The sequence below is a fragment of the Verrucomicrobiia bacterium genome (genome assembly GCA_035577545.1).
GTDB lineage: Bacteria > Verrucomicrobiota > Verrucomicrobiia > Palsa-1439 > Palsa-1439 > Palsa-1439.
In genome coordinates this window covers 1-23330 of record DATLVI010000032.1, presented here as the reverse complement: position 1 = coordinate 23330, position 23330 = coordinate 1, and the positions used below count along the sequence as shown (strand labels likewise).

At 58.7% G+C, this 23330-nt stretch carries 20 protein-coding genes and 1 pseudogene; 17 read left to right on the top strand and 4 right to left on the bottom strand.

The features are described from left to right. Positions 1–146: 146 nt before the first annotated feature. Positions 147–1787: a hypothetical protein gene (locus VNL17_11670; protein ID HXI84733.1), complete on the top strand. Its 1641-nt coding sequence runs from the start codon at positions 147–149 to the stop codon at positions 1785–1787. A gap of 13 nt (positions 1788–1800) precedes the next feature. Next, complete coding sequence (locus tag VNL17_11665) at positions 1801–3510, top strand: hypothetical protein (protein HXI84732.1); 1710 nt, start codon at positions 1801–1803, stop codon at positions 3508–3510. Positions 3511–3553: 43 nt separating this feature from the next. Here VNL17_11665 and VNL17_11660 read toward each other — a convergent pair whose 3' ends face one another. Continuing rightward, positions 3554–4558 carry a CocE/NonD family hydrolase gene (locus VNL17_11660; GenBank protein HXI84731.1) on the bottom strand — a complete coding sequence of 335 codons (1005 nt, stop codon included), beginning with the start codon at positions 4556–4558 and terminating at the stop codon, positions 3554–3556. Between the two features lie 150 nt (positions 4559–4708). On the opposite strand from VNL17_11660, the gene ndhC reads away from it, so the two are divergent. The 15 genes and pseudogenes from ndhC (at position 4709) to aroC (ending at position 20294) form a co-directional block, all read left to right on the top strand. Beyond that, positions 4709–5077, top strand: a complete 369-nt coding sequence (gene ndhC / locus VNL17_11655; protein ID HXI84730.1) for an NADH-quinone oxidoreductase subunit A — start codon at positions 4709–4711, stop codon at positions 5075–5077. Between the two features lie 10 nt (positions 5078–5087). Beyond that, positions 5088–5654 (top strand): annotated as a pseudogene (locus tag VNL17_11650) (NADH-quinone oxidoreductase subunit B). A gap of 77 nt (positions 5655–5731) precedes the next feature. Continuing rightward, entirely contained in the window at positions 5732–6328 is a 597-nt protein-coding gene (locus VNL17_11645; GenBank protein ID HXI84729.1) for an NADH-quinone oxidoreductase subunit C, read from the top strand. Positions 6329–6381: 53 nt separating this feature from the next. Then, positions 6382–7491, top strand: a complete 1110-nt coding sequence (locus tag VNL17_11640) for an NADH-quinone oxidoreductase subunit D (protein ID HXI84728.1) — start codon at positions 6382–6384, stop codon at positions 7489–7491. Continuing rightward, positions 7491–8564: a 4Fe-4S dicluster domain-containing protein gene (locus VNL17_11635; protein ID HXI84727.1), complete on the top strand. Its 1074-nt coding sequence runs from the start codon at positions 7491–7493 to the stop codon at positions 8562–8564. The genes VNL17_11640 and VNL17_11635 overlap by 1 nt, the downstream gene beginning before the upstream one ends. A gap of 105 nt (positions 8565–8669) precedes the next feature. Continuing rightward, positions 8670–9899: an NADH-quinone oxidoreductase subunit NuoH gene (gene nuoH, locus VNL17_11630; GenBank protein ID HXI84726.1), complete on the top strand. Its 1230-nt coding sequence runs from the start codon at positions 8670–8672 to the stop codon at positions 9897–9899. Between the two features lie 5 nt (positions 9900–9904). Beyond that, positions 9905–10411 (top strand): NADH-quinone oxidoreductase subunit J, encoded by a 507-nt coding sequence (locus VNL17_11625; GenBank protein ID HXI84725.1) that lies wholly within the window; start codon positions 9905–9907, stop codon positions 10409–10411. Then, entirely contained in the window at positions 10408–10719 is a 312-nt protein-coding gene (gene nuoK / locus VNL17_11620) for an NADH-quinone oxidoreductase subunit NuoK (GenBank protein HXI84724.1), read from the top strand. Before VNL17_11625 ends, nuoK begins: the two co-directional genes overlap by 4 nt. Continuing rightward, positions 10720–12777: an NADH-quinone oxidoreductase subunit L gene (nuoL, locus tag VNL17_11615; GenBank protein HXI84723.1), complete on the top strand. Its 2058-nt coding sequence runs from the start codon at positions 10720–10722 to the stop codon at positions 12775–12777. Further along, positions 12774–14375, top strand: coding sequence for an NADH-quinone oxidoreductase subunit M (locus VNL17_11610; protein HXI84722.1), 1602 nt, complete (start codon positions 12774–12776; stop codon positions 14373–14375). Before nuoL ends, VNL17_11610 begins: the two co-directional genes overlap by 4 nt. A 7-nt stretch (positions 14376–14382) precedes the next feature. Further along, positions 14383–15912: an NADH-quinone oxidoreductase subunit M gene (locus tag VNL17_11605; protein ID HXI84721.1), complete on the top strand. Its 1530-nt coding sequence runs from the start codon at positions 14383–14385 to the stop codon at positions 15910–15912. After that, on the top strand, positions 15909–17408 hold the full coding sequence (locus VNL17_11600) for an NADH-quinone oxidoreductase subunit N (protein HXI84720.1): 1500 nt from the start codon (positions 15909–15911) through the stop codon (positions 17406–17408). Before VNL17_11605 ends, VNL17_11600 begins: the two co-directional genes overlap by 4 nt. Positions 17409–17464: 56 nt before the next feature. Then, entirely contained in the window at positions 17465–18328 is an 864-nt protein-coding gene (gene aroE, locus VNL17_11595; GenBank protein ID HXI84719.1) for a shikimate dehydrogenase, read from the top strand. Further along, a complete protein-coding gene (locus VNL17_11590) occupies positions 18325–19161 on the top strand; it encodes a prepilin peptidase (protein HXI84718.1) in 837 nt (278 codons plus the stop codon). Before aroE ends, VNL17_11590 begins: the two co-directional genes overlap by 4 nt. 2 nt (positions 19162–19163) lie before the next feature. Next, positions 19164–20294 carry a chorismate synthase gene (gene aroC, locus VNL17_11585; protein HXI84717.1) on the top strand — a complete coding sequence of 377 codons (1131 nt, stop codon included), beginning with the start codon at positions 19164–19166 and terminating at the stop codon, positions 20292–20294. Positions 20295–20349: 55 nt separating this feature from the next. On the opposite strand, the gene VNL17_11580 is transcribed toward aroC, so the two are convergent. Genes VNL17_11580 through rsmI form a run of 3 tightly spaced genes read right to left on the bottom strand, consistent with a single transcriptional unit; the run spans position 20350 to position 22989 of the window. Further along, the gene (locus VNL17_11580) at positions 20350–21831 is read right to left on the bottom strand and encodes a long-chain fatty acid--CoA ligase (protein ID HXI84716.1); all 1482 of its coding nucleotides are present in this window, start codon (positions 21829–21831) and stop codon (positions 20350–20352) included. Positions 21832–21850: 19 nt separating this feature from the next. After that, positions 21851–22312 carry a hypothetical protein gene (locus VNL17_11575; GenBank protein HXI84715.1) on the bottom strand — a complete coding sequence of 154 codons (462 nt, stop codon included), beginning with the start codon at positions 22310–22312 and terminating at the stop codon, positions 21851–21853. After that, on the bottom strand, positions 22309–22989 hold the full coding sequence (rsmI, locus tag VNL17_11570; GenBank protein ID HXI84714.1) for a 16S rRNA (cytidine(1402)-2'-O)-methyltransferase: 681 nt from the start codon (positions 22987–22989) through the stop codon (positions 22309–22311). The genes VNL17_11575 and rsmI overlap by 4 nt, the downstream gene beginning before the upstream one ends. Positions 22990–23330: the final 341 nt, after the last annotated feature.

Genomic DNA, 23330 nt, shown 5'->3' with positions numbered 1-23330 from the left:
GACAGGCAACGTCCCAACACAGCCAGAAGATTCCCGGAAATAACGGTTGCTTCTTCGGGCGGGGAAATGAATATTGGTGGTGTTGACCATAATCGTTGCTTCAGCGGGCGATTCGGAAAAGGAGGCAGTGTGAATCGAGGTACAGTATGAAGGCGTTAAAATTCTGCTTTGGTGTGGTGCTTTTCGGCACGCTCATCGCGGTCGTTCAGCTTGCCGATCCACCGATGGATACTCCCTCGGCAAGATTTCAAAGGCTGCCGGACGTCGGCGTCGTGAACACCGCGCAAACCGAGTCGGCCGCCGGGCACACGAGCGCGGCGTTGCTCTTGCTTGATTACGCCATCGAGAACGATCTGCCAGATAGACCTCAGGCCGCTGTCGCTCGCACGAATGTTTTCGCACAACTCGCGGCCGAGAACACGCCCGTCAGCCACCTCAAAGCAACCGGTTGGGCTGCCGTGGTCGGCGGCGGAAATTCCTTTGAGAGCCTTGCGGGCAGCACCGTGGCCGACGCGGTGCTCTATGGAGACATCGCCCAAATGGCCCGGGAAGGCAGCTTCGAAGGGTCTCAGGATGACTTCACGAGCGCGCTGAATGCCATTCGCGGGATGGCCACCGTGTTTCCGCCGGCCGAGGGCACGATCACGCTCGCCAAAGCCGCCCGCCGCACCGGCGCGATCAACGAGTCGTTGCTCAACCAACTCAGCCAGATGCTCGGGCTTATGCAGGCCGACCCGAAATCGGCGCTCGCAGTCGAAAAGTTCAAAGATAATTTTATGCCGATGTTTGAATTGGCCAGACACTGCCGCACGTGGGGCGAATTTGAGACGATTCTCCGACAGGCCGACAGCCCCGATCAGTTGAAGGTGCTGACCAAGATGGCCTCCGGCACTCCCGCCGCATCGAAGCGTTTGGCCCAGGTTCTGGCGGTTGCGGCCCGCGATGGTCGGCCAGCGGCGTCCGCCTGTATCGACCTGATCATGCGCCAGGGACCGCGGGGGGTGGACACGTTGTACGCCGCCATTGGCAAGGGAGCGGCGGGACTGGAGTTCGTGGCCCAGCATCCCGAGTTGACGCCGCGCAGTTTGGGCGCGGTAGCGAAGGCCCACCCGTCAACGTTGGATACGATGCAGGAAAAATACCAGTCGCTCCGTTCCCAGTACGGATCGAGTGTACCGTTGGTCAAATACCTGGTGATCGCGATTCTTTGCGGCCTACTGGTTCTCGTGGTTGTGCCCGGCCAGTACCTGGAAAAGTTGATTGCCAGACCCGGCAGCACACTCCACGCCCCAAGCCCGATTCACTTCTTGCTCTCGGCACTGGCCGTGGGAGTGGTGTTGGCCCTGCTGGCGTATCTATTGTCGCTCGCGGTGCGTCCCGCCGTGGAGCCATCGGCGGGTATGGCGGTGGCCGGTGACGCGAGCGCGCCCGCTGTCGGCCAAAGAACCGACAGCGCTTTCCTGTCTGGAACGGTTGTGTTGATCTCCCTGGCGATTCACGTGATCGTTTGGTTCTTTGTCAGGGGGAAGATCCGGCAGGTCGAAGACGATGAGCAATCGCCGACCAAATTACGCCTGAAACGCCTGGAGAACCTCGATGTGTTCCTCGATCTGCCCTTGTTTACCGGGCTGGCGCTGACGGTCGTCGCCTTCATCCTCATCACGCTGGACGCGGGCATGAGCCGGCATTTCGCCTATACCTCCACGGTTGTTGGCATCCTGTCGGCCGTGTCGCTGCGGATCTGGTATCAATACCCGTTGAAGGAGCGCCTCATTCAGATGGAGTAGGGGACGGGATAACATGAAGACGTCTATCCTGATCGTCATGCTCGATTTTCTGGTGTGCTCGTTGTTGCTCTTCGTGATCGGCACGGGCGGTAAGCAGACGCAGTTCGCCACCTCGGCCCCGCCCGCCGTCCATGAAGAGTTTTCCGGGGCAGCACTGCAGGCGCAGCAGGAAGAATGGAACCGCGATTACGAGCAGCAAGCCCTGCGAGCCCAACTCAACACGACCAGCACTGAAAACGAACAGCTTCGCGGTCGCCTGACCGAGACGAGTGCCACCCTGGCTGCCCGGGAGGCCAACCTGAAAGCCTTGTCCGAAGAGACGGCCCGCGTCGAACAGGCCCGCGCTCAGACCGAGCAGGCGCTGACAACCGTGGCGAGTCAACTCGCCCGCGCCACTGCCGAGCAGGCCAAACTCCAGCAGGAAGGCGATGCCGCCAAAGAGAGTCTCACCAAGGTCCAGACGGAACTCACCGGGCTGCAGACCCAGCAGAGCCAGCTTCAACAGGAAAAAACACAACTCGAACAGCACGCCCAACAGTTGGGCCAGACGGTTGCCAGCCAACAGGCGACCATTAGCACGTTGAGCGAAGAAGTTCGGGCTTCCCAAAACCGGGTCGAGGCGCAGCTTGGCGATGTCGCCAAAGAACAGCAGGAAATGGGTTCGACACTGGGACGACTCGATGAATTTGCCCGTACCTTGCCGGCGACCATCCAGAAAAACGTCGCTGGCGTTCACGATGAACAACAGGCGATGCAACAGAATGTCGCCGCGTTGGCCGAAGACGTGAAAGGCCTGCAGTCAGGCCTCAATGCCGACGAGAAAGCCCGTCTAATGCAGGCCGTCAGCGATGTCGCCAAAGGGCAGCAAGAACTCCAGTCGCGTATGGACACCCTGATTAAGGCCGGGCAGAATGATAAGATCGGGCAGAGCCTGAATACGATTGAGAGCGGTCAGGAAGCGCTGCGCCAGCAAACCGCCAAACTGGGTGATCAGATTGAGTCCATCAAGGCCCGCGGCCCGGGTCCCTTCAAGGCCGTCAAGGGTGCGCGGCTCGAACTGTTGGTTGCGATTGGGAAGCGTGATACGCCGGAGTCCCCGACTTCCCGCTTCAAATCAGCGGCCTATCCGCCGGTGGTTAATGTGGGCGGGCGCTCGTTTGTCGTCGCCAATTACCAAACACTAGGCTTTGGGTGGTGGGCCTTGAGCGACATCGGCGAGATCACTCAACTCAAGTATACCGTCGATAAGGCCGGTGAAACACCGTGGACCGGCACGCTGTCGGCACCCGCCTGTGCGCTGCGTGCTGACCCGCACGTCGTGGCGGTGGAATTAAGCGGCACGGTGCCCGGCTTGAGCACCATGGAATTGGCCGGTCCCGAAGCCGTCCTGCAGACCGATCAGCGCAAGCTGCAAGTCTTCAAGAGCACCGCTACGGGCTTGAGTTTCGAGGCCGATACTTCCCCCGACCTGGCCGATCCCCGCTATTTGGTGATCAAACGTCCGCTGCGTGGCGTCGCTTCCTGGTTTGAGAATCCCGCTTACCGCGCTGATACCGGGGACTACGTGGTGACGAGCGACGGGAAACTGGTCGGCATTATGGTCAGCCGGGAAAAGTGTTTCGTCCTGACCAAAGACAACCTGTTGAATTGTGCCGCGACCATTCCGCTGGCGGACGCACGGCAATTCCAGCGCTCGGTGGAAACGTTCCGCAAACTCAGGTAGACGAGGAGATCTTTCGTCGAATTCAAACAGTGGCTGGGCGGAGCTACTCTTTCGCTTGAATACCACCTGGGGCAGATGGTTGTGTCGGCTCGGCAAACTTTTCTTCGAAGAAGTTCATGATACTGAGGCGATGCGCGGGAAGCGCCAGGATCGACGTGTAATGCCCGAGTAGCACGAAATCAGCGCGCGGTTTACCCAGGGCATGCCAGAGCCTGATTTGGTAACGGGTCGGGACCGAACGATCAAAACGCGCAATTAGCATCAGCACGTCATCGCGCGACACATACGGGGCCAATTTGACCGGGTCGGTGCGGATGACATCCTGCAGGTCTTGATAGACCTGTTTACCGGTCAGATCATGGCCCCTGCGGATGCAATCCCAGCTATGGCGCAAGCTGAGTTCGTCGGAGGAACGCATCACCCCCGCCAGCGGGCCGCCCGCAAGGTCGATAACATGAATTTTGATGCGCGGCTCTACAGCGGCAAGAGCTGCGTCGATAATTGCGCCGTAGCTGATCCCGAAGGAAGCAACCCGGTCCGGGTCAACACCCGGCTGTACGAGCAACCAGTCCAGTGCCCGGCGGTGGCGGATTACAGCGGCACGAAGCGTATCTTCCACCTGCGAGAGCGGCCCGTCCGGGTCAAATTTGGAACGGGCGCGCTTGACGATGGCCGCGTGATAACCACAACTCGCGAAGACTCGCGCGCAGTCGTCGACGACGATGGTGTCGCTGCCCCGGATAGGCGAGATCAAGATGAGGGGACGCGGTTCCGGCAGATTTGGCACGAACCAGACGATCTGAATAGGCTCGGAGGTCCCGGGCACGAAGAGCGTGACATCTTTTACGGAGTAATCTGAATGCTCCTCCGTGGCATGCACGAACACGATCGGTTCGGTGGACTGATAACGGTAGTATTGCTGAAGTTCCGGCGGCAGCGGTAGCGCCGCCCTGGGAGATCCGGTAGTCTCGTAAGATGCGCAACCCGCCCCCGTAGCCAACACCGTCAGCGCCAAAATCGTAGCCGTTCTCTTCATCCCGGATGCCATAATCTAGCACAGTTTGGGCCAACCCGCCGCGCCGCCATCGGCGCCGCAAGTGGGTGCTGGACACCGCCTTGACAAGGTTCGGCAATCCTGCTACGTAGATTGTGAAATTTGGAACAAGCGTCGGAGGGTTGGCAGGATTTCAGTCGCATAATGGATTCATACACAAGCCAGTACCTGTTTATCGCCGTGTTTCTCGCGGTCGCCGTGGCCTTCCCATTGGCCCCGCTGGTTATCGCGCGCCTTGTCGCGCCGCGCCGTCCGACGCCGACGAAGAATGACATCTACGAGTGCGGTTTGGTCTCCAAGGGCGATGCGTGGGTGCAGTTCCGCGTCGGCTACTACATTTATGCGCTGATCTACGTTATCTTTGCGGTCGAGACGGTGTTCCTGTACCCATGGGCCGTGGCATTTGTCGGACTCAGTTTCGGGGCGTTTATCGCGATGATGGTGTTCGTGTTATTGCTGGTCGAAGGGCTTATTTACGCGTGGGCCAAAGGCGCGCTGGATTGGAAGTCATAGGGATTTCGCCATGGCAATCGACGAAGGACTAAAGAGCGAGCTTCAGAAACAGGGGATTTTTGTTCTCCCGTTCGAGCAGCTTTATAATTGGGGCCGCAAATCCTCGATCTGGCCGCTGCAATTTGGCCTGGCGTGTTGTGCCATCGAAATGATCGCGAGCGCCGCCTCCCGCTACGACTTGGCCAGGTTCGGCGCCGAAGTTTTCCGCGCCACGCCACGGCAGGCCGACTTGATGATCGTCGCGGGCACGGTCACGAAGAAGATGGCCCCACAGGTTGTCCGCCTCTATAACCAGATGCCGGAACCGAAGTATTGCATCGCCATGGGCGCCTGCGCGATTTCGGGTGGACCATTTAAGGACGGCTACAACGTCTTGAAGGGGATCGACCGGTATATTCCCGTGGACGTGCACATTCCCGGTTGTCCGCCGCGTCCCGAGGCGTTGATCCACGCGATCATGACGTTGCAGCGTAAGATTGCGGGCCAGCACCTCGAAAAGGGCCAACGACCGCGGTGGTACGACAAGCATGCGACCTCCGAATTCCCGATTCCAGCATTCGGCGAACATGATTTGCAACCGCCAGCCAATCGCGAGGTGTGGCAACCGCCGCGCGATTATCGTGACGTGACGCTGGAGGATGTCAAGAAGGGCTGATGGAAGCGATTGAGAAAATCAAGGAGATCGCCGCGCAGGCCGTACCAGGCGCGAAGATCGAGATCATCAACTCGACACCGGCGGCGCAGCAGCCAGCGTTGCTCGTGGACCGTGAGCACATCTATGGAGTGGGGAAGTTCTTTAAGGAAGACCCGCGCTTCCAGATGGATTTTTGTTCGTGCGTGACGGCGGTTGATTATCCGGCCAAAGCCGACAAGCCCGGGTATGTCGAGGTCGTTTATCATCTGTACTCCGTGGCGCAGAAGCAGGGACCCATCGTCTTGAAGGTGCGCGCACCGCGTGAACTCGATCAATGTCGTGTGCCGTCACTGACCGCATTGTGGCGCGCGTGTGAATTCCAGGAGCGCGAGGCGTACGACCTGTATGGCGTGAAGTTCGACGGACATCCTGATTTGCGGCGCATCCTGATGTGGGACGAGTTCACTGATTTCCCGATGCGCAAGGATTACGTCCCGCCGCCGGATTACGAGTGGGAGCCGACACCGCACGACGACACGCTGCAACGCGCCGTGCAAGAGGGCGGTATCATGCCCCCGACCGCAGTGGAAGAGCTGGAGAGGGCAAAAAAGAAATGATCCAGCCACTCACAGACGAAAAGCCGTACACGTTGACGCCGGGTTCCGACGGCGTGATCGAGACCCAGACGCTGGAGGTTTCCATTGGGCCGCAGCATCCGAGCACCCACGGCGTGTTCCGTATGGACTGCGTGCTGGACGGCGAATCCGTCGTCGCGCTCAAGCCCGTCATGGGTTACCTCCATCGCAATCACGAGCAACTGGCCGAGCGCATGGCCTGGTTGGGATCGATGCCGTACACCGACCGGCTCGATTATTTCAATTCCATGACCAACAACTGGGCGTACGCGCTGGCCGTCGAGAAGCTCGCTGGTATCAAGGTTCCCGACCGCGCCGAGTATATCCGCGTGGTCATGGCGGAACTGACGCGCTTGCTAAACCACTCGTGCGTCATCGGGTTCATGTTGCAGGACCTCGGTGCGTGGGGCACCCCGTTGCTGTACGCCTTCCGCGAACGCGAGCGTATCCTCGATTTGTTTGAAGCCGTGAGCGGCTCGCGCATGATGTGCAATTACATGCGGTTTGGCGGCGTGCGCGTGAACATGACCGATGAAAACCTGGCGACCGCGAAAGATATTGCGTCCCGGTTCCCGCGGTTCCTCGATGAGTTTGAGAAATTGCTCACCAACAACGAGGTCCTGCTCGCCCGCACACAGCGCGTGGGCGTTTTGCCGAAGGAGTTGGCCATTAACGCCGGCATCAGCGGCCCAATGGCCCGCGCCAGCGGTGTGGACTATGATCTTCGCAAGGTCGATAAATACGGCGTATACGGACGCGTTGATTTTCGCGTCCCGCTGGGTGAGATCGGCGATGTATATGACCGCTACTACATTCGCGTGCTCGAGATGCGCGAGAGCATCAAGATCCTGCAGCAGGCCTTGCGCGATATTCCACAGGGCCCGCATATCGCGCCCGAGGTGAAGCTTCGCAATTTCAAAATTCCGCCCGGCGACGGCTACGGCCGCATCGAGGGACCGAAGGGCGAGCTGGGTTTCTATCTCGTCTCGGACGAAGGCGGCAAACAGCCGTACCGCTACCATGTGCGTCCGCCCAGTTTCGTCAACCTGACAATTCTGGAAGACATGTGCGTCGGGCACAAGGTGGCTGACGTTGTGGTCATCCTCGGTAGCGTCGATATCGTGCTCGGGGAGGTGGACCGCTAATGGGCTTCATTGGGAAAGGTTTGTTCGAGGGCATGGTCGTGACGGCCCGCAACTTTGTGGGCAGTTATTTTGACAAGGAACGCCTTGTCACGGTCCAGTATCCCGAGGAGCGCGTCCAGGTTCCCGAGAATTCCCGCACGTTTCCTTTCCTCGTGTTCGATAAGGACAGCGATCCGATCGCCTCGATGCGTTGCGTGGCGTGCAAGATTTGCGAGGTGGAATGCCCGCCACAGTGCATTTACATCGTCATGGATCGCGACGAGAAGGGCAAACCGCAGCAACGCCCGAAGGTGTTCGACATCGATATCAGCGTCTGCATGCAGTGCCAGATTTGCGTGGAGGTCTGCCCGTTCGACGCGATCAAGATGGACAACAATTACGAGAAGTCGCAGTACGGACGTTTCGATGAGCTTGTCGAACATTTGCCCGAACTGCTGAAGTCCAACGAGTTCTATAATAAGATCAAACCGACCGAGGCTTCCGCCGTCGACGCCAAACTGAAAGCTGAAGCGGAAAAGAAGGCGAAGAAGGCAGCACCGGCGGGAGCAAAACCCGCGGCACCAGCGCCCAAGCCGGCCGCTCCCGTAGCGCCGAAGCCCGCGGCAACAGCAGCCCCGACGGCGCGAGTTGCGATTCCAGACGATGCGCCGTTCACGCCCGAGCAGCGCCAGTGGCTCAGCGGATACCTTGCGGCTGTTGCAGGATCTGGTGGCGCAGGCGTTGCGCCTGCAGCCGCAGCCCCAGCCACCGAAGGGCCGGTAGCGCAGGCCGCTGAAGCGGCGCCGGCAACCGAGGCGGCACCCGCTGCCGAAGCACCGGCGGGTGGCTGGCCATGGCACGATCCGGGACTTGGAATGCAGCAGCGGCTTGATTTGGCAAAGGACACACCCATCGCCGACAAGTTGATGGCTGCCATGGCGCAGACTGATTGCCATGCCTGCGGTTACGATTGTCGCGGCTATGCGGATGCGATTGCCACGGGGGCGGAGACCGATTTGTCACTGTGCCTGCCAGGAGAAGCGGAAACTGCCAATATGCTCAAGAAGCTGATGCAGGAGGCAGGGAAGTTGTAAGGGTAGCGTCACAGTTCGGCTGTCGTTCCGGTGAGGAAGCGGGTTTGACAGGGGACGGGGGTTTTCCTATAAGAAGCGCGCCCGATTCGGGCTGACTGACGAAGCATGGATCAGGTTTACAAAGTCGCACCACAATTATTGAAGCTTTTGTCGTACCTGCTGGGGTGGTTGCCCTGGATCGGGAAGCCCATCGCCGGTTTTCTTTCCAATCCGCCGGAATGGTTCATCTGGGCGGTCGCGATCGCGGTTCCCATCCTCTTTGTCGTTGCCGTGTTCCCCGGCATCTTCGCCTACACCACGCTGGTTGAACGCAAGGCACTCGGTCGGATCCAAAACCGCATCGGCCCGAACCGCGTTGGTCGCTGGGGCATCCTCCAACCAATCGCGGATGGCGTAAAGCTGCTGACCAAGGAAGATATTGTCCCGCGGAGTTCCGATAAGTTCGTCCACTTTCTCGCCCCGGTCATTGCGGTAATCCCGTCTGTACTGCTTTTCGCGGTGGTACCGGTTGGCGCGGGACTCGTTCCGGTCGATCTCAACATCGGCATACTGTTCGCGTTCGCCATCAGTACGGCCAGTGTACTGGCGCTTTTCATGGGTGGTTGGGCGTCACGCAACAAGTTCTCGCTGCTGGGTGCGATGCGTGCGGTGGCGCAGGTTGTTTCCTACGAAGTTCCCATGGTGCTGGCAGCCGTGGCGGTGGTGATGGCGGCAGGCTCGCTTTCCACGCTGGCCATTGCCAAAGCACAGAGCGGGGGAATCCTCAACGTCTCGCACTGGTTCGTGTTCCGTCCGTGGGGATTTGTTGGGTTCGCTCTTTTCACGATTGGAGCGATGGCGGAGTCAGCCCGCACGCCGTTTGACATTCCCGAGGCGGAATCGGAGATCATCGCGGGTTATCATACCGAGTATAGCGGCTTCAAGTTCGCGCTCTTTCAACTCGGCGAATACCTCGCGTCCATTGCGATGGCGGGCATCACGGTGACGATGTTCCTCGGCGGCTACAACGGTCCCGGCAGTGGCCCCGGTGTCCTGGGTGGCTTGATTTCCATGTTTTGGTTCTTTACCAAGCTGGGAGGCATGATTGTGTTGACGATTTGGATTCGCGGCACCTGGCCGCGCGTGCGCGTCGACCAGTTGATGAGCTTTGCGTGGAAGGTCCTGCTGCCGATGTCGATCGTCAATATTATTGCCGTCGCGATGTGGCATTATATAACCGTGCGGTACATCGCGTGGATCGTGACCACCCTCTGGCTTGTTCTCTGGTTTGTCACCCTCTCCAAACTCGCGGCTTCCGAGACAATCGAGAAACGGGAATACCGGTACGCCTCCTGATTATCATGGAAATCGCCTTCTGGATCCTTTCCGCAATCACAGTCATCGGCGCCATCCTGGCGATTACGATGCGCAATCTCGTGCATTGCGTCTTGTCGCTGATCCTGTTCTTCCTCGGCATTGCGGGACACTACCTCCTCTTGCGCGCGGACTTTCTCTTTGCGGTGCAGGTGCTCATTTATATTGGCGCGGTTGCCGTGCTGATTCTGTTCGCCATCATGTTGACACGCCACGTCACCGGCACGGAAGGTCCGCGCGAGGTGCTCGGCGGTAAATGGTGGGCGGGCATGGGCACCGCGGTCATTATCGCCGGCTTGCTGTGGGCGATCATCGGCAAAGATCCGCTTACCTCGATATTGCCGGTGGGTACGGCCAGTACCTCCATCGCGGAAATCGGCAGGGCGTTCGTCGCGGACTGGCTTGTGCCATTGGAGGCGATGGCGGTGCTGTTGACGGCGGCATTGATCGGCGCGGTGGTTATCGCCCTGGAGGAGGTCATTCGTAAGCGATGACTGTCTCCCTGGCCCATTACCTGATGCTCTCGGCGTTTCTCTTCGCCATCGGTTTGTGCGGCGCGCTGTCGCGCAAGAACGCGATCATCGTGCTGATGGGCATCGAAATCATGTTCAATGCGGGCATCCTGAACTTTGTCGCTTTCTGGCACTACAAGTATTTCGCGTCGCTGACCGCGCAGATGTTTGCCATCTTCGCGATTTCCATCGCCGCGGCGGAGTCGGCCATCGGCCTGGCGCTGGTGATTGCCGTGTATCGTCACTACCAGTCGATCGATGTTGATGAGATGAGGAGCTTGAAGGGGTAGATGAACGAAGCCCGGTACATCGACGAATTGGTTAGGCAACAGTGGTTGATTCCATTTTTTCCACTGGTGGCCGCCGCTATCCAATCTTTACTGAAGCGCCCCCATCGGAAGCTCTCGGCGACCCTGACGATCGGCGCGATGGGTTTGTCCTGCGTTTTTGCGTTGCGCGCCTTTTTCGCCACACTCGGTAGTGGTGAGCACACGGAAGTCCAGCGGGCGATTTGGAATTTCACCTGGTTTAAGTTTGGCAATACGAGTCTTGATCTAGGGCTCATCCTCGATCCGTTGACGGCAGGCATGGCAGCTATGGTGTCATTCGTCGGGTTCTGGATTTTCGTCAACGCAACCGGTTATATGCACGACGACGAGAACTTTACCCGGTTCTTCTGTTTCCTGTCATTGTTTGCCGCCTCGATGCTTGGCTTGGTCATCTCGAACAACCTGCTCCTCTTGTTCATGTGCTGGGAACTGGTCGGCCTGTGCAGCTATCTGCTCATTGGTTTTTGGTATTTCAAGCCATCGGCGGCCGCCGCGATGAAGAAGGCGTTCATCACCACGCGCATTGGCGACGTGGGGTTCTTCCTCGGTATCCTGATGCTGTACTGGAAGACGGGAACATTGAATCTATACGCGGCAGACGGCACCGGGGCGCTGCAGCAGGCCGGTAGCCTGGCTCACCTGGCAGGCTGGTGGGGTTTGTCTGCAGCAAGCACGATTGCCTTCCTGCTTTTCATTGGCGCGATGGGCAAGAGCGCGCAATTTCCGTTGCACGTGTGGTTGCCCGACGCGATGGAAGGCCCGACACCGGTAAGCGCGCTGATCCATGCCGCGACGATGGTGGCGGCAGGCGTGTTCATGGTGGGTCGCATGTACCCGCTTTTCACGGCAGAACCGGGCGCCTGGGTAATGGACTTCGTGATGTGGATCGGTTGTTTCACGGCGGTGTTTTCGGCGACGATAGCCGTCGCGCAGTTCGATATCAAACGGGTCCTGGCGTATTCGACCTGTTCGCAGCTCGGGTTCATGGTGATGGCGTTGGGAGCGGGCAGTCTCCCCGCCGGACAATTCCACCTGCTGACGCATGCGTTTTTCAAGGCGCTGCTCTTCCTGGGTTCGGGCTGCGTAATTATCGGGACGCACCACGAACAGGACATGCGCAAGATGGGCGGGCTCAAGAAGTATATGCCCATTACCTTCTGGTGTTATCTCGTCGGCATGCTGGCGTTGGCGGGTGTCCCACCCTTTGCGGGGTTCTTCTCGAAAGATGAGGTGTTGCTAGCGACCTTCCAACGCAACAAGTACGCGTGGGGCCTGGCGACGTTTGCGGCATTCCTGACCGCCTTCTATATGACGCGGCAAATGTTCATGGTTTTTGCAGGCAAATGGCGCGGCGGAGAAGGTGACCATGGCCATGGCCACCACGACGCACACGAGGATCACGGACATGGCCATCACGGCGAACCGCACGAAGTGCCCTGGAATATGTGGCTGCCCATTGCCGTGTTGAGCGTATTCGCCATCGGGCTGGGCTTTTTCAGCCACAAATTTGGGAGTTATCTTGGAGTCGAGGAGAGCGAAGCTCTCGGCGGTAAACCCATAGTTATGGGCTTGTCGATCGCCGTCGGATTGTTGGGCATTTTCTTCGGGTGGGTGGTGTACGGGCGCAAGACGATGGAGCACGCTTCCGAGCCAGACCCGCTCGCGGCGATGCCGGCCGGATTGTTCACCTTTCTCAACCGCAAGTGGTACATCGACGAATTGTACGAAGCGACCATTTTCAGGTTCACCGCAGCGTGCGCCACGTTCTTCCGTTTCTTCGACAAATTTGTGGTCGATGGAACGTTGCATGCGATCTCCTGGATCGCGTGGGGCATCTCGCAGGTTTTCCTCTGGGGCGGAGATGAACTCTTCATCAACAACGGCTTTGATTCCGGTTGTGAGAGTGTCCGCTCGGGAGGAAAGATCCTGGCGAAACTGCAAAGCGGTCGCGTGCAGAATTATTTCCGTGTGTTGAGTCTCGGGGCGGCGATCCTGTTGCTGATCTACTTCTACTCATGAGCCCCAACACGTCATTTCCTATTTTGTCGCTCATCACCTTTGCCCCGCTGGTCGGTGCGGCGCTGGTGTTGTTGCTGCCGAAAGACAGCAAGGGCGCGATCAAGGTCGTTTCACTGGTCGCCAGTCTCGTCTCGCTGTGCCTGACGCACGTTGTCTGGCATCATTTCGATCCGAATGCCGGGTTGATGTTTGAAGAGCGATCAACGTGGATCACCGCCATGAACGTGGATTACCACCTCGCTGTTGACGGCCTGAGCATAACCATGGTTTTGCTGACGGCAATCATCATGCCGCTGGCGTTACTGGCGTCTTGGAAGCAGGAACGCAATGTGAAATTGTTTTTTCTGCTGTTTCTACTGCTCGAAACCGGCATGTTCGGCGTCTTCACCGCACTCAACTTCTTCCATTGGTTCATCTTCTGGGAGTTGGGACTCATCCCGATGTTCTTCCTGATCCGGATTTGGGGCGCGGAAGACCGAACCTACGCGTCCTTCAAGTTCTTCCTGTACACGTTGGCTGGTAGCGTGGGAATGCTGCTGGCCTTTGCTTTCATTTATCTCGCGACCACCAACGCGGGTCATGGTTCCCTCGATTTCATTGAGCTACGACAGATGGCGGCGTCGGGCGAGTTGGCTGCGGCCCTCGGAAAGTTCGTCGAGGGCATCAACACGCATATTGGAATGCACATCGATTCGGCGCGCTTTGCCTCGCTATTGTTCTGGGGCACATTCCTCGGCTTCGCCATCAAAGTGCCCATCTGGCCGTTTCACACGTGGCTGCCGGATGCGCATACCCAGGCGCCCACGGGCGGTTCCATGGTCCTCGCCGCAATCTTGCTGAAGATGGGCGTGTATGGGTTTTTGCGGATCGTGTTGCCGATTTTTCCTTATCAAGTGCAAGCACATGTTAACGTCCTGCTATTCTTGGCGTTGGCCAGCATCGTCTTTGGCGCGTACGCGGCCTTGGCGCAGACTGACTTCAAGCGCCTCGTTGCGTATTCCTCCGTAAACCACATGGGCTACGCGATGCTCGGCATTTTCGTGACTGTGGCCACGGCGGCCAACGTGACGGACATAGTCAACGAGAAGGCCGCGGCACTGAACGGCGCTATCTTGCAAATGTTCAACCACGGAATCAGCTCGGCGGCATTGTTCTTTCTCGTCGGCGTCATCTACGACCGCACACACACGCGCAAACTGGAAGAGTACGGCGGGCTTCGAAAAATCATGCCGATTTACGCGGGGGTACTGGGCATCTCCATGTTCTCGTCACTGGGATTGCCCGGTCTCAACGGGTTCGTGGGCGAATTCCTCGTATTCAAAGGCGCTTTCCCCATTGTCCCGCTGGTATCCTCGCTGGCAACCATCGGACTGGTCATCACCGGCGTGTTTCTGCTCGGGATGATGCAAAAGGTTTGCTTCGGCCCGCTCAACGAGAAGTGGAAGGGGCTCACCGACATGAACACGCGCGAGATTTCCATCATCGCCATCCTGATGTTCTTCATGTTTTGGATTGGCCTCTATCCAGGGCCATTACTCGACGCTTCCAACAAAGCTGTAGTGCAACTGGTGGGTTTGTTCCAGAACCTGGGACACTGACGAAATCATGCAAGTTGATTGGACAATTTATCTGACGTTCCTCGGCGCGGGCCTGATCCTGTTGTTGCCACGCGACTCGAAGAACCTCATCCGCTGGGTCGCGCTGTTGACCGGGGTAGCTGCCCTGCTTGTTGGCCTGAAGAATTATTTCGACTACAATGCGTGGGTTAACGCGGAGCTCGCGGCCCACGACGGCAGGCTGACCGTTGGCTTACGGGACCTTGTAAATGTCCCCTGGATTCCCGCGCTTAACGTGAACTACCACCTGGCGGTTGATGGCATCAGCTTCCCGCTCATCATTTTGAACGGCTTCGTGTGCGTGACGGGCATCCTGTTCAGTTGGAACATCGAGAATCGGGTCAAAGAATTCTTTGCGTTCTTCCTGACGTTGATCGCCGGTGTATACGGCGTGTTTATGTCGATGGATTTGTTTCTGTTATTCGTGTTTTACGAATTGGCGATCATCCCGAAGTACTTCGTCATTGCGATCTGGGGCTCAACCCGCAAGGAGTACGGCGCAATGAAGCTGGTGCTGTACTCGTTTGTGGGTAGTGCGCTTGTGTTTATCGGCATTTTGGCCGTCTTCTTCAGCGCCGGCGGGCAGACGTTTGATATCCTTGAACTTGTCAAACACCCCTTGGCGCCCGCAGTGCAGATTTGGGTGTTCCCATTGATCTTCGTTGGTTTCGCGGTTCTGGCGGGCATGTGGCCATTCCACACGTGGGCGCCCACGGGCCACGTGGCCGCCCCAACAGCGGCCTCGATGTTGCTTGCGGGTGTTGTGATGAAACTCGGGTCATATGGCTGTTTTCGCGCCGCCATGCTTTTATTTCCTCAGGGTCTCGAGCACTGGAAATGGTGGATTGCGATACTGGCGGTAATCGGCATCGTGTACGGCGCTGGAGTGGCGCTGGTGCAGAAGGATTTCAAGTTTATCATTGGTTACTCGAGCGTCAGTCACATGGGCTTCGTGTTGCTCGGGCTGGCAACGCTCAATGTCATGGGCATGTCGGGCGCTGTCCTACAGATGTTCTCTCACGGTATTGTCGCCAGCCTGTTGTTTGCGGTCGTCGGCCGCATGGTTTACGACCGGACGCACACGCGACAGTTGGACGAATTAGGCGGACTGGCCAAGGTCATTCCTTTTGCGTGCGTTACGTTCGTAATTGGCGGCGCGGCCTCGATGGGTATGCCGGGTTTTAGTGGATTTGTTGCGGAATACCAGATCCTTGCGGGTGCTTTTCAAATGCATCCGCTGCTGGCTCTTGCCGCCGGACTGAGTATCCCGATCACCGTCGCTTACATTCTCAATGCGAATAACAAAGTATTCATGGAACGGGACGAACCCGCTGGCGGACATGGACACGGACATAGTGACGAAAGCAGTTCGCATCCGCCGTTACCGCCGATTACGCTGCCGGAGGGCGTCGCGGCGGTCATCCTGATGGCGTTGCTGGTGATCGTCGGGCTGTATCCGTCGATCATGCTCAACATGATCAAGGCCAACGTGGAACTGTTTTTACGAGGTGGGCAATGACGCCGATTTCCTATCTCGAGATTTTCAAGGCCCTGAATTCGGAGGCAATGCTGGCTGTCGCTGCGCTCGCCGCGTTAACGCTGGATCTGGCGTCGTTGCGCCGCGCCGAGCCCGTCATGCGCAGGCGGACCATCGGCACGGTGGCCGTCATCGGTCTGTTGGCGTCGTTCATTCCTCTGTGGCAGCAGCTTGGCCATCCGCGAACGGTGCTGTTGGGCGGCACACTGGCCGTCGATGATTTGATCATGGTGTTTAAACTCGTGATCGTGGCGCTGACGTTGATCACCGTCTTGATCTCAATGGATTACGACGTGGGGCGACATGTTGGTGAATATTTCGCGGTGATGCTGTTTGGCGCGATCGGGATGATGCTGCTTATCAGCGCGGAAGAGTTGCTAACGATCTTCGTCGCACTCGAACTGACCAGCATTTCCCTGTACATCCTGACGGCTTTTCACAAAAGTGAACTGCGCTCCCAGGAGGCAGCACTCAAGTACTTTATGTTCGGCGCGATTTCGTCTGCGTTTCTCTTGTTCGGGTTGAGTTATGTGTATGGAGTGACCGGCGCGACCAGTTTGCACGGGATCCGGGAGGCGGTGAAGAACAGCGGAGTTGGGATGAGTCCGCTGCTGGCAACGGGGATGCTCTTTGTTATTATCGGCTTTGGATTCAAAGTCGCTGCCGTGCCATTTCATTTGTGGGCGCCCGATGCCTATGAAGGCGCGCCGACGCCGGTCACCGCATTTATCGCGACGGGATCGAAGGTCGCCAGCTTCTTCGTGCTGTTGAAGGTGCTCTTTATCGGCTTCGCGGGGCTGGAAGGTTCGGCGTTCTGGGGTCATTTCTCTTCGGGCTGGACGATGCTGCTGGCCATCACGGGTGCCTTGAGCATGGTGCTCGGGAACTGCGCGGCCATTGTACAGCGGAACGTGAAACGGCTGTTGGCGTATTCCAGCATCGCGCACGCAGGCTACATTTTCATCGGACTTGTCGCGGCTTCGCGGATGGGCGCGACCTCCGTTCTCTTCTACATTATCGTGTATTCGCTGACGAATCTGGGCGCGTTCGGTGTGGTGGCCGCGCTGTCCAGTCGCGCCGGTGGCGATGAGCTGCAGGACTTCGACGGCATGGCGAAGCGGGCGCCGTTTCTGTCATCGCTGATGTTGATCTTTGTGCTTTCGCTGGCAGGGATCCCACCGCTGGGCGGATTCCTGGGCAAGTTCTACCTTTTCGCGTCGGCGATCCAGCGTGACGCGCAGAACTTCGGACTCTTATGGTTGGTGGTGTTGGGCATCCTCATGAGTGCCGTTTCGCTTTACTATTATCTCGTGCTGCTCAAGCATATCTACGTGGTTGAAAGCGAGGACCAGGCTCGCATCATCACCCCGACATACCTGAATGTGGCATTGGGCCTCGTCGCATTGGCCGTCGTCCTGCTGGGCGTCTGGCCGAGGCCGATTCTTGAGCTTCTCAACAGCCTCGTTGTTGCTTTATAATCGCTACCCTGATGCAATGAGGCGCGTTCACCACAACCTGCCTCGGTTTGATTTTCATGCACATTGACGGCTCAACAACGATTGTCGGCGTTTTCGGCGCGCCCATCAAGCACACCGCATCTCCCGCGATGCACAACGCCGCCTTCGCGGCGCTCGATATGAATTGGGTGTACCTGGCGTTGCATGTCGATCCACAGAATTTGCGCTCGGCGTTGCGCGGCGCAAGCGACATGGGTGTGGTGGGAATCAATTTGACTCTGCCGCACAAAATTCTGGCCCTCGACTGTGTCGATGAGCTCGACGCGGAAGCCCGGAAATTGGGGGCGGTCAACACCGTCACCATGGAAAAAGGAAGGCTGCGCGGGTTCAATACCGACGGCTACGGTTTTCTCAAGGCGATCAAAGAGGACTTCAACCTGTCCATCAAGGGCAAACGAGTGCTGGTGCTCGGCGCAGGCGGAGCGGGGCGGGGGATCGCTGTGAAATGCGCGCTGGACGGAGCCGCCCGGGTCATCGTCGCCAACCGCACGCTGGCGCGGATCGAGCCCATTGCGAACGAAATTCGCGGGACGAAGAGCGAGTTCCTGCCGCTCAAACTTGCGGCAGACGAGATCCGCAAGGTGATCCACGAGGTCGATCTCGTGGTGAACGCCACATCGGTTGGCCTGCAAGGAGGCGAATTGCTCGGGCTTGGCGCGGAGCTCTTTTCGCCACGCTTGCATCTGTACGACACAATTTATCGTCCTGCGGAGACGGAGTTGCTGCGTGTCGCGGAGAGCGCGGGCGCGAAAGTCGCGAACGGACTGAGCATGCTATTGCACCAGGGCGCCAGGTCGTTCGAGATTTGGACCAAGCGGAAGGCGCCGCTGGCGGTCATGCGCCGGGCGTTGCGGGCGGCGGTCTACGGGGAAAAAGCGTGACCGGGCTGCAGCTCTACATCGATTTCCTCGTCTTTGCGTTTGGCGCGGTCGTCGGGAGCTTTCTCAACGTCTGCATTCACCGGATGCCTCTCGATCAATCGATTGTCTTTCCGCCATCGCATTGCCCGCACTGCGACCAGCGCATCCGTTGGGCCGACAACATCCCGCTCTTTAGTTACCTGGCGCTACGTTGCAAATGTCGCAACTGTGGCGCGAAAATCAGCCCGCGCTACTTCATCGTGGAACTATTAACTGCGGTGTTGTTCCTGCTAATGTGGCTGAAGCTAACACAGTGGGACGATCCGCCCGTACACGGCATTTACTTCCTGAAAGCGCCGATTTATTGGATGGTGATTGCCGGTTTAATCGTTGCAACGTTTATCGACTTTGAGCACTATATTATCCCTAACGAGATTACGCTCGGCGGGATCGTCGTGGGTCTGCTGCTCAGCATCGTGTATCCGCCGCTGATGGGCGCGAATTCGCTCCAGATGTCGGTTGTGCGGTCGGTTCTGGGAGTGTTGGTTGGCGGCGTGACGCTGCTGGTCGTTGCGACGGTGGGAGAGATAATCTTCAAGAAAGAAGCCATGGGAATGGGAGACGTGAAATTTCTGGCGGCCATTGGAGCGTTTTTCGGGTGGCAGGCGACGCTCTTCACGGTATTCGTGTCGTCCATGCTCGGGGGAGTCATCGGGTTGATTCTGGTGATCGGGAGCAAAAAGGGATGGCAGAGCCGCATCCCGTACGGGCCGTACATCGCGCTGGGCGCGTTGCTGTGGATGTACTGCGGACGCGAGATTATGAAGTGGTACCTGGGTTTCATTCAAGGATAACAATGCCGCAATTGCGTTACTTCACCGCGGGCGAATCGCACGGCCAATGCCTGATTGGCGTGGTCGAAGGCCTGCCGGCCGGCCTGAAATTGGATCGCGCCGCCATCAATCGCGACCTCGCTCGCCGTCAGCAGGGCTATGGACGCGGCGGTCGTATGAAGATTGAAGCCGATGAGGCGGAGATCGTATCGGGGGTGCGCCACGACGAAACCATTGGCTCTCCCGTCACGTTGATGGTGAAAAACCGTGACTTCAAGATCAACGAACTGCCGGCCGTCACGAAACCGCGTCCCGGCCATGCCGACCTTGCCGGCGTTATAAAATATGACCGCCAGGACGCACGCGATATCCTGGAACGCTCCAGCGCGCGGGAGACCACGATGCGTGTGGCAATCGGCGGGGTCTGCAAACTACTGCTCGCCGAAGTCGGCGTCGACATCGTCGGCCACATCGTCAGTCTCGGCACGGTACAGGCAAAGACAGATGGACTGACATTCGCGCAAATCCGCGAGCGGAGCGAAGCCAGTGAGGTTCGCTGCGCCGATCCCGAAGCCGAGAAGAAGATGATCGAGGCCATTGATATAGCCAAAGGTCAGGGCGATACGATCGGCGGTGTGTTTGAGGTGATCGCGGTCGGTGTCCCGATTGGGCTCGGCAGCCACGTTCATTGGGACCGGAAGCTCGATGCGAACCTGGCCCGGGCCTTGATGAGCATCCAGGCCATGAAAGGTGTCGAGGTGGGGCTCGGATTTGAAGCAGCGCGCCGCTTTGGTTCGCAGGTCCACGATGAAATCCTACCGGCGCAGGACGGGGTCTTCACCCGCGCGGGCAACAACGCTGGGGGTTTTGAAGGTGGCATGACCAACGGTCAGCCGGTTGTCGTCCGCGTCGCCATGAAACCATTGTCGACGCTCATGAAGCCGATGCGGTCCGTGGATATCCAGACCGGGCAGGAAGTAAAGGCCACGGTGGAACGTTCCGATGTCTGTGCCACGCCGGCGGCGGCGGTCATCGGGGAGGCGGTCGTCGCGGTCGAGCTGGCGAAGGCGTTGCTCGACAAGTTCGGCGGCGACAGCGTGCGCGAGTTAAAGCGCAACGTGGAAAGCTACCGCGAAGCTTGCCAGCGGTGGTAGCGTGGGAGACGTCTGAAGTTGGCGCTCACAGAACGCCGCTACAGGAACGACCGGATTACACCTGCTTCTTCAGTTCCAGCTTGGCGATCTTGCCGGTGGCCGTTCTTGGTAGGGCTTCCACGATGCGGATTTCACGGGGGATTTTGTAGTCGGCGAGACGATCACGGCAGAAGCTTAGAATCTCGCTCGACACAAGTTTTGCGCCTTCAGTCGGGCTAACGAAGGCGATGGGGACTTCGCCGCGCTTCTCGTCGGGCTTCGGGACAACCGCGACTTCGCGAACATTGGGGAACTGGTGCAAGACTTCCTCGATCTCGCGCGGGTACACGTTCATGCCGCGCACCAGCAGCATCTCCTTGCGGCGGTCCACGATGTAGATGTAACCGTCATCATCCTTCTTCCCCATGTCGCCGGTGTGCAGCCAGTTTTCGCGTAGGGCGGCGGCTGTTTCCTCGGCGTGATTGTAATAACCACGCATAACATTCGGACCGCTCACGACGATCTCGCCCACCTGTCCGGCGGGCAGTTCCTGGCCATGGTCGTCGAATATCTTCACCTGCACGTCGGGCAGTGGCAGGCCGACCGAGCCCGCCTTGCGGACGCCGCGGATGGGGTTGAAGGACACCACGGGCGACGCCTCGCTCAGTCCATACCCTTCCAGCAGGGGGAAGTGGAATTTGCGATCGAATCTGGCGAGAGTCTCGCCGGGCAGGGGAGCGGCCCCGGAAACGGCCAGATGCAGTTTCAGCACCCAATGCAGCCAGAAGGGGATTTTGGCGTCCGCCAGCGCCTGGAACAACTGCGGAATGCCCACCAGAATCGTGGCGCGGTTCCGAATGATCTCGCGCATTGCCAGCTTGAACGGCTGGACGGATTTGATCAACACGATACCCGCGCCGACCGAAAGCGGGGTGAAGATGCACACGGTCAGCATGAAGCTGTGAAACATCGGAAGCAGGAGGGTGAGACGGTCGGCTTTCGTTGGTTCAAGGGCCTTGATGCAACTGCGGACGTTGGTGGCGATGTTGCCGTGCGTCAGCATCGCGCCCTTGGATTTGCCCGTCGTGCCGGAGGTGTAGATGATCACGGCGAGGTCCGTCGGCTGGATAGGAGACCAGTTTGGCGCGCTGGTTTGAGTACCTTGCCCAAGGTCCGCCAGTGGAACCACGGTAACGCCCTTGACCTTGAAGATTGTCTCGTCAAAATCCGCTGACGTAACCAGGCACTTGAGTTGGCAGTCATCAATGATGTGCTGGATTTCGGGAGCTTTTAAGAATGTATTGATGGGGACCACGGTCGCGCCCGACTTCAAGGCGGCATAGAGCGCGTAAATGAATTCGGGGCTGTTCTTGAGCAGGATCCCCACGCGATCGCCCGGCCGCACGGCGTAGGCGGCTTGCAAACGGGCGCCGTAAGCATGGATACGAGCGGCCAATTCCGCATAAGTGATGCGGTCCTTGCCCCAGAAAATGCAGACCTTGCGCGGCTGCGCTGCCACAATCGATTCCAGGCGGGCGATGACAGTTGGCTCGGTCATAAAGAAACGCGGGCGCTATCTACCAGAGGAACGACTTTTTCTCGGCGACAAGCTGATCACCATTCCAAAGAGTCACGCGCCAGGCGGAGACCGAACCTCCTGCCCGAAAGTCTTCCCTCCGCACCTCGAAAAGATACGCCACGTCTCCATTCGGCGTGTAGGTCTTCTCGAATACCGTGGCGGCCTTGGCCACCTGTCGATACTCGAATTTCACCAGGCTGACGCTGCCGGGTGTCCAGCGGACGTAGAACTCCTCGCGCTGATCCTCGATGGATAGATCCTGAGGCTGGTAACGGAAGCGCGAGGCCTGGTCATAGCCGAAAAATGCTTTTTCGTCTGCGGGACCGACGTCCTGGAGCCGTGTCCGGCTGCTGACCTCGACCACACGTGGTGTCGTGGTGGAACAGCCGAAGGTGAGGAGGGTCAGCACGGCGGCAAGAACAGCAAGACGGAGCGGATTAAATGTGATGTGGTCGTTCATTCGCGGCAACCCTCGACGATGACGGTAATTTCACCTTTGACGGAGCGGTTCTCAAGCTTTTTCAGGATGGCGGCGAGGTCGCCGCGGAGGATCTCCTCGAATTTCTTGGTCAACTCGCGGGCGACGACGGCGCGGCGATTGCCGAGCTGATCATGCATGTCCTGGAGGCTCTTCACGAGGCGGTAGGGCGACTCGAAGAAGACCAGCGCGTAGGGCAGGGGAGCCAGGCGAGTGAGGGCGTTACGGCGCTGCCCGGATTTGTGCGGGAGGAAGCCGTAGAACATAAAATGCCCGCCGCCGAGCCCGCTGCCGGTCAGTGCCATGGTGATGGCCGAGACGCCGGGGATGACCTCCACGGCGATACCGGCATCGATGGCGGCACGGATCAGGCGCTGGCCCGGGTCGGAGACGGTGGGCATCCCCGCATCCGAGACCAAGGCGATGCTGCGGCCCTGCTGCAGCTCCTTGAGCAATTCGGCGGTACGTTTGGCCTCGTTGAACTCGTGGTAGCTGACAAGGGGTTTCCTGATCGAATGGCGGGCCAATAGCATCCCCGTGTGGCGGGTGTCCTCGGCGGCCACGAGGCTGGAATCCCGCAGCACCCGCAGGGCACGGAGCGTGATGTCCTCCATGTTGCCAATGGGAGTGCCGACGATAAAGAGCCTGCCAGAAGACATGCGGCGACTCTATTGAGTCGGCGGGGAAAAAACAAGAGCGGGGCTGGCGGATCACAGGCAGGGACGCCTGCGCCACCGATTGAGTCGGAGGGGGAAAAGAAAGAGGCCAGTCTTTCGACTGGCCTCTCAGAAACACACCAAGGGTTTATCGCTGTGTACTGCAACTTATTTTGGCGCGGGCTTCGGAGGTCCGGTCCCCTTAAGCGCGCAGAGCTACTACGGCCCGAATTTACCCAGGTACATGTCGAACCCGCCGGCGGAGAGCTGACTGCCGCCACCCAGATCGATCGAGGTCATGAAACTCCCCGTCGTGAACACGTTGCCGGTGGAGTCCGAGGCCA

What these genes read in the sequence shown, in the direction of transcription:
- VNL17_11600 (HXI84720.1), top strand. Translation starts at nt 15,909, where the DNA reads ATGACGCCGATTTCCTATCTCGAGATTTTCAAGGCCCTGAATTCGGAG.
- ndhC (HXI84730.1), top strand. Translation starts at nt 4,709, where the DNA reads ATGGATTCATACACAAGCCAGTACCTGTTTATCGCCGTGTTTCTCGCG.
- VNL17_11660 (HXI84731.1), bottom strand. Translation starts at nt 4,558, where the DNA reads ATGGCATCCGGGATGAAGAGAACGGCTACGATTTTGGCGCTGACGGTG.
- VNL17_11580 (HXI84716.1), bottom strand. Translation starts at nt 21,831, where the DNA reads ATGACCGAGCCAACTGTCATCGCCCGCCTGGAATCGATTGTGGCAGCG.
- nuoL (HXI84723.1), top strand. Translation starts at nt 10,720, where the DNA reads ATGAACGAAGCCCGGTACATCGACGAATTGGTTAGGCAACAGTGGTTG.
- VNL17_11645 (HXI84729.1), top strand. Translation starts at nt 5,732, where the DNA reads ATGGAAGCGATTGAGAAAATCAAGGAGATCGCCGCGCAGGCCGTACCA.
- nuoH (HXI84726.1), top strand. Translation starts at nt 8,670, where the DNA reads ATGGATCAGGTTTACAAAGTCGCACCACAATTATTGAAGCTTTTGTCG.
- VNL17_11635 (HXI84727.1), top strand. Translation starts at nt 7,491, where the DNA reads ATGGGCTTCATTGGGAAAGGTTTGTTCGAGGGCATGGTCGTGACGGCC.
- aroC (HXI84717.1), top strand. Translation starts at nt 19,164, where the DNA reads ATGCCGCAATTGCGTTACTTCACCGCGGGCGAATCGCACGGCCAATGC.
- rsmI (HXI84714.1), bottom strand. Translation starts at nt 22,989, where the DNA reads ATGTCTTCTGGCAGGCTCTTTATCGTCGGCACTCCCATTGGCAACATG.
- VNL17_11670 (HXI84733.1), top strand. Translation starts at nt 147, where the DNA reads ATGAAGGCGTTAAAATTCTGCTTTGGTGTGGTGCTTTTCGGCACGCTC.
- VNL17_11575 (HXI84715.1), bottom strand. Translation starts at nt 22,312, where the DNA reads ATGAACGACCACATCACATTTAATCCGCTCCGTCTTGCTGTTCTTGCC.
- VNL17_11610 (HXI84722.1), top strand. Translation starts at nt 12,774, where the DNA reads ATGAGCCCCAACACGTCATTTCCTATTTTGTCGCTCATCACCTTTGCC.
- VNL17_11665 (HXI84732.1), top strand. Translation starts at nt 1,801, where the DNA reads ATGAAGACGTCTATCCTGATCGTCATGCTCGATTTTCTGGTGTGCTCG.
- nuoK (HXI84724.1), top strand. Translation starts at nt 10,408, where the DNA reads ATGACTGTCTCCCTGGCCCATTACCTGATGCTCTCGGCGTTTCTCTTC.
- aroE (HXI84719.1), top strand. Translation starts at nt 17,465, where the DNA reads ATGCACATTGACGGCTCAACAACGATTGTCGGCGTTTTCGGCGCGCCC.
- VNL17_11625 (HXI84725.1), top strand. Translation starts at nt 9,905, where the DNA reads ATGGAAATCGCCTTCTGGATCCTTTCCGCAATCACAGTCATCGGCGCC.
- VNL17_11605 (HXI84721.1), top strand. Translation starts at nt 14,383, where the DNA reads ATGCAAGTTGATTGGACAATTTATCTGACGTTCCTCGGCGCGGGCCTG.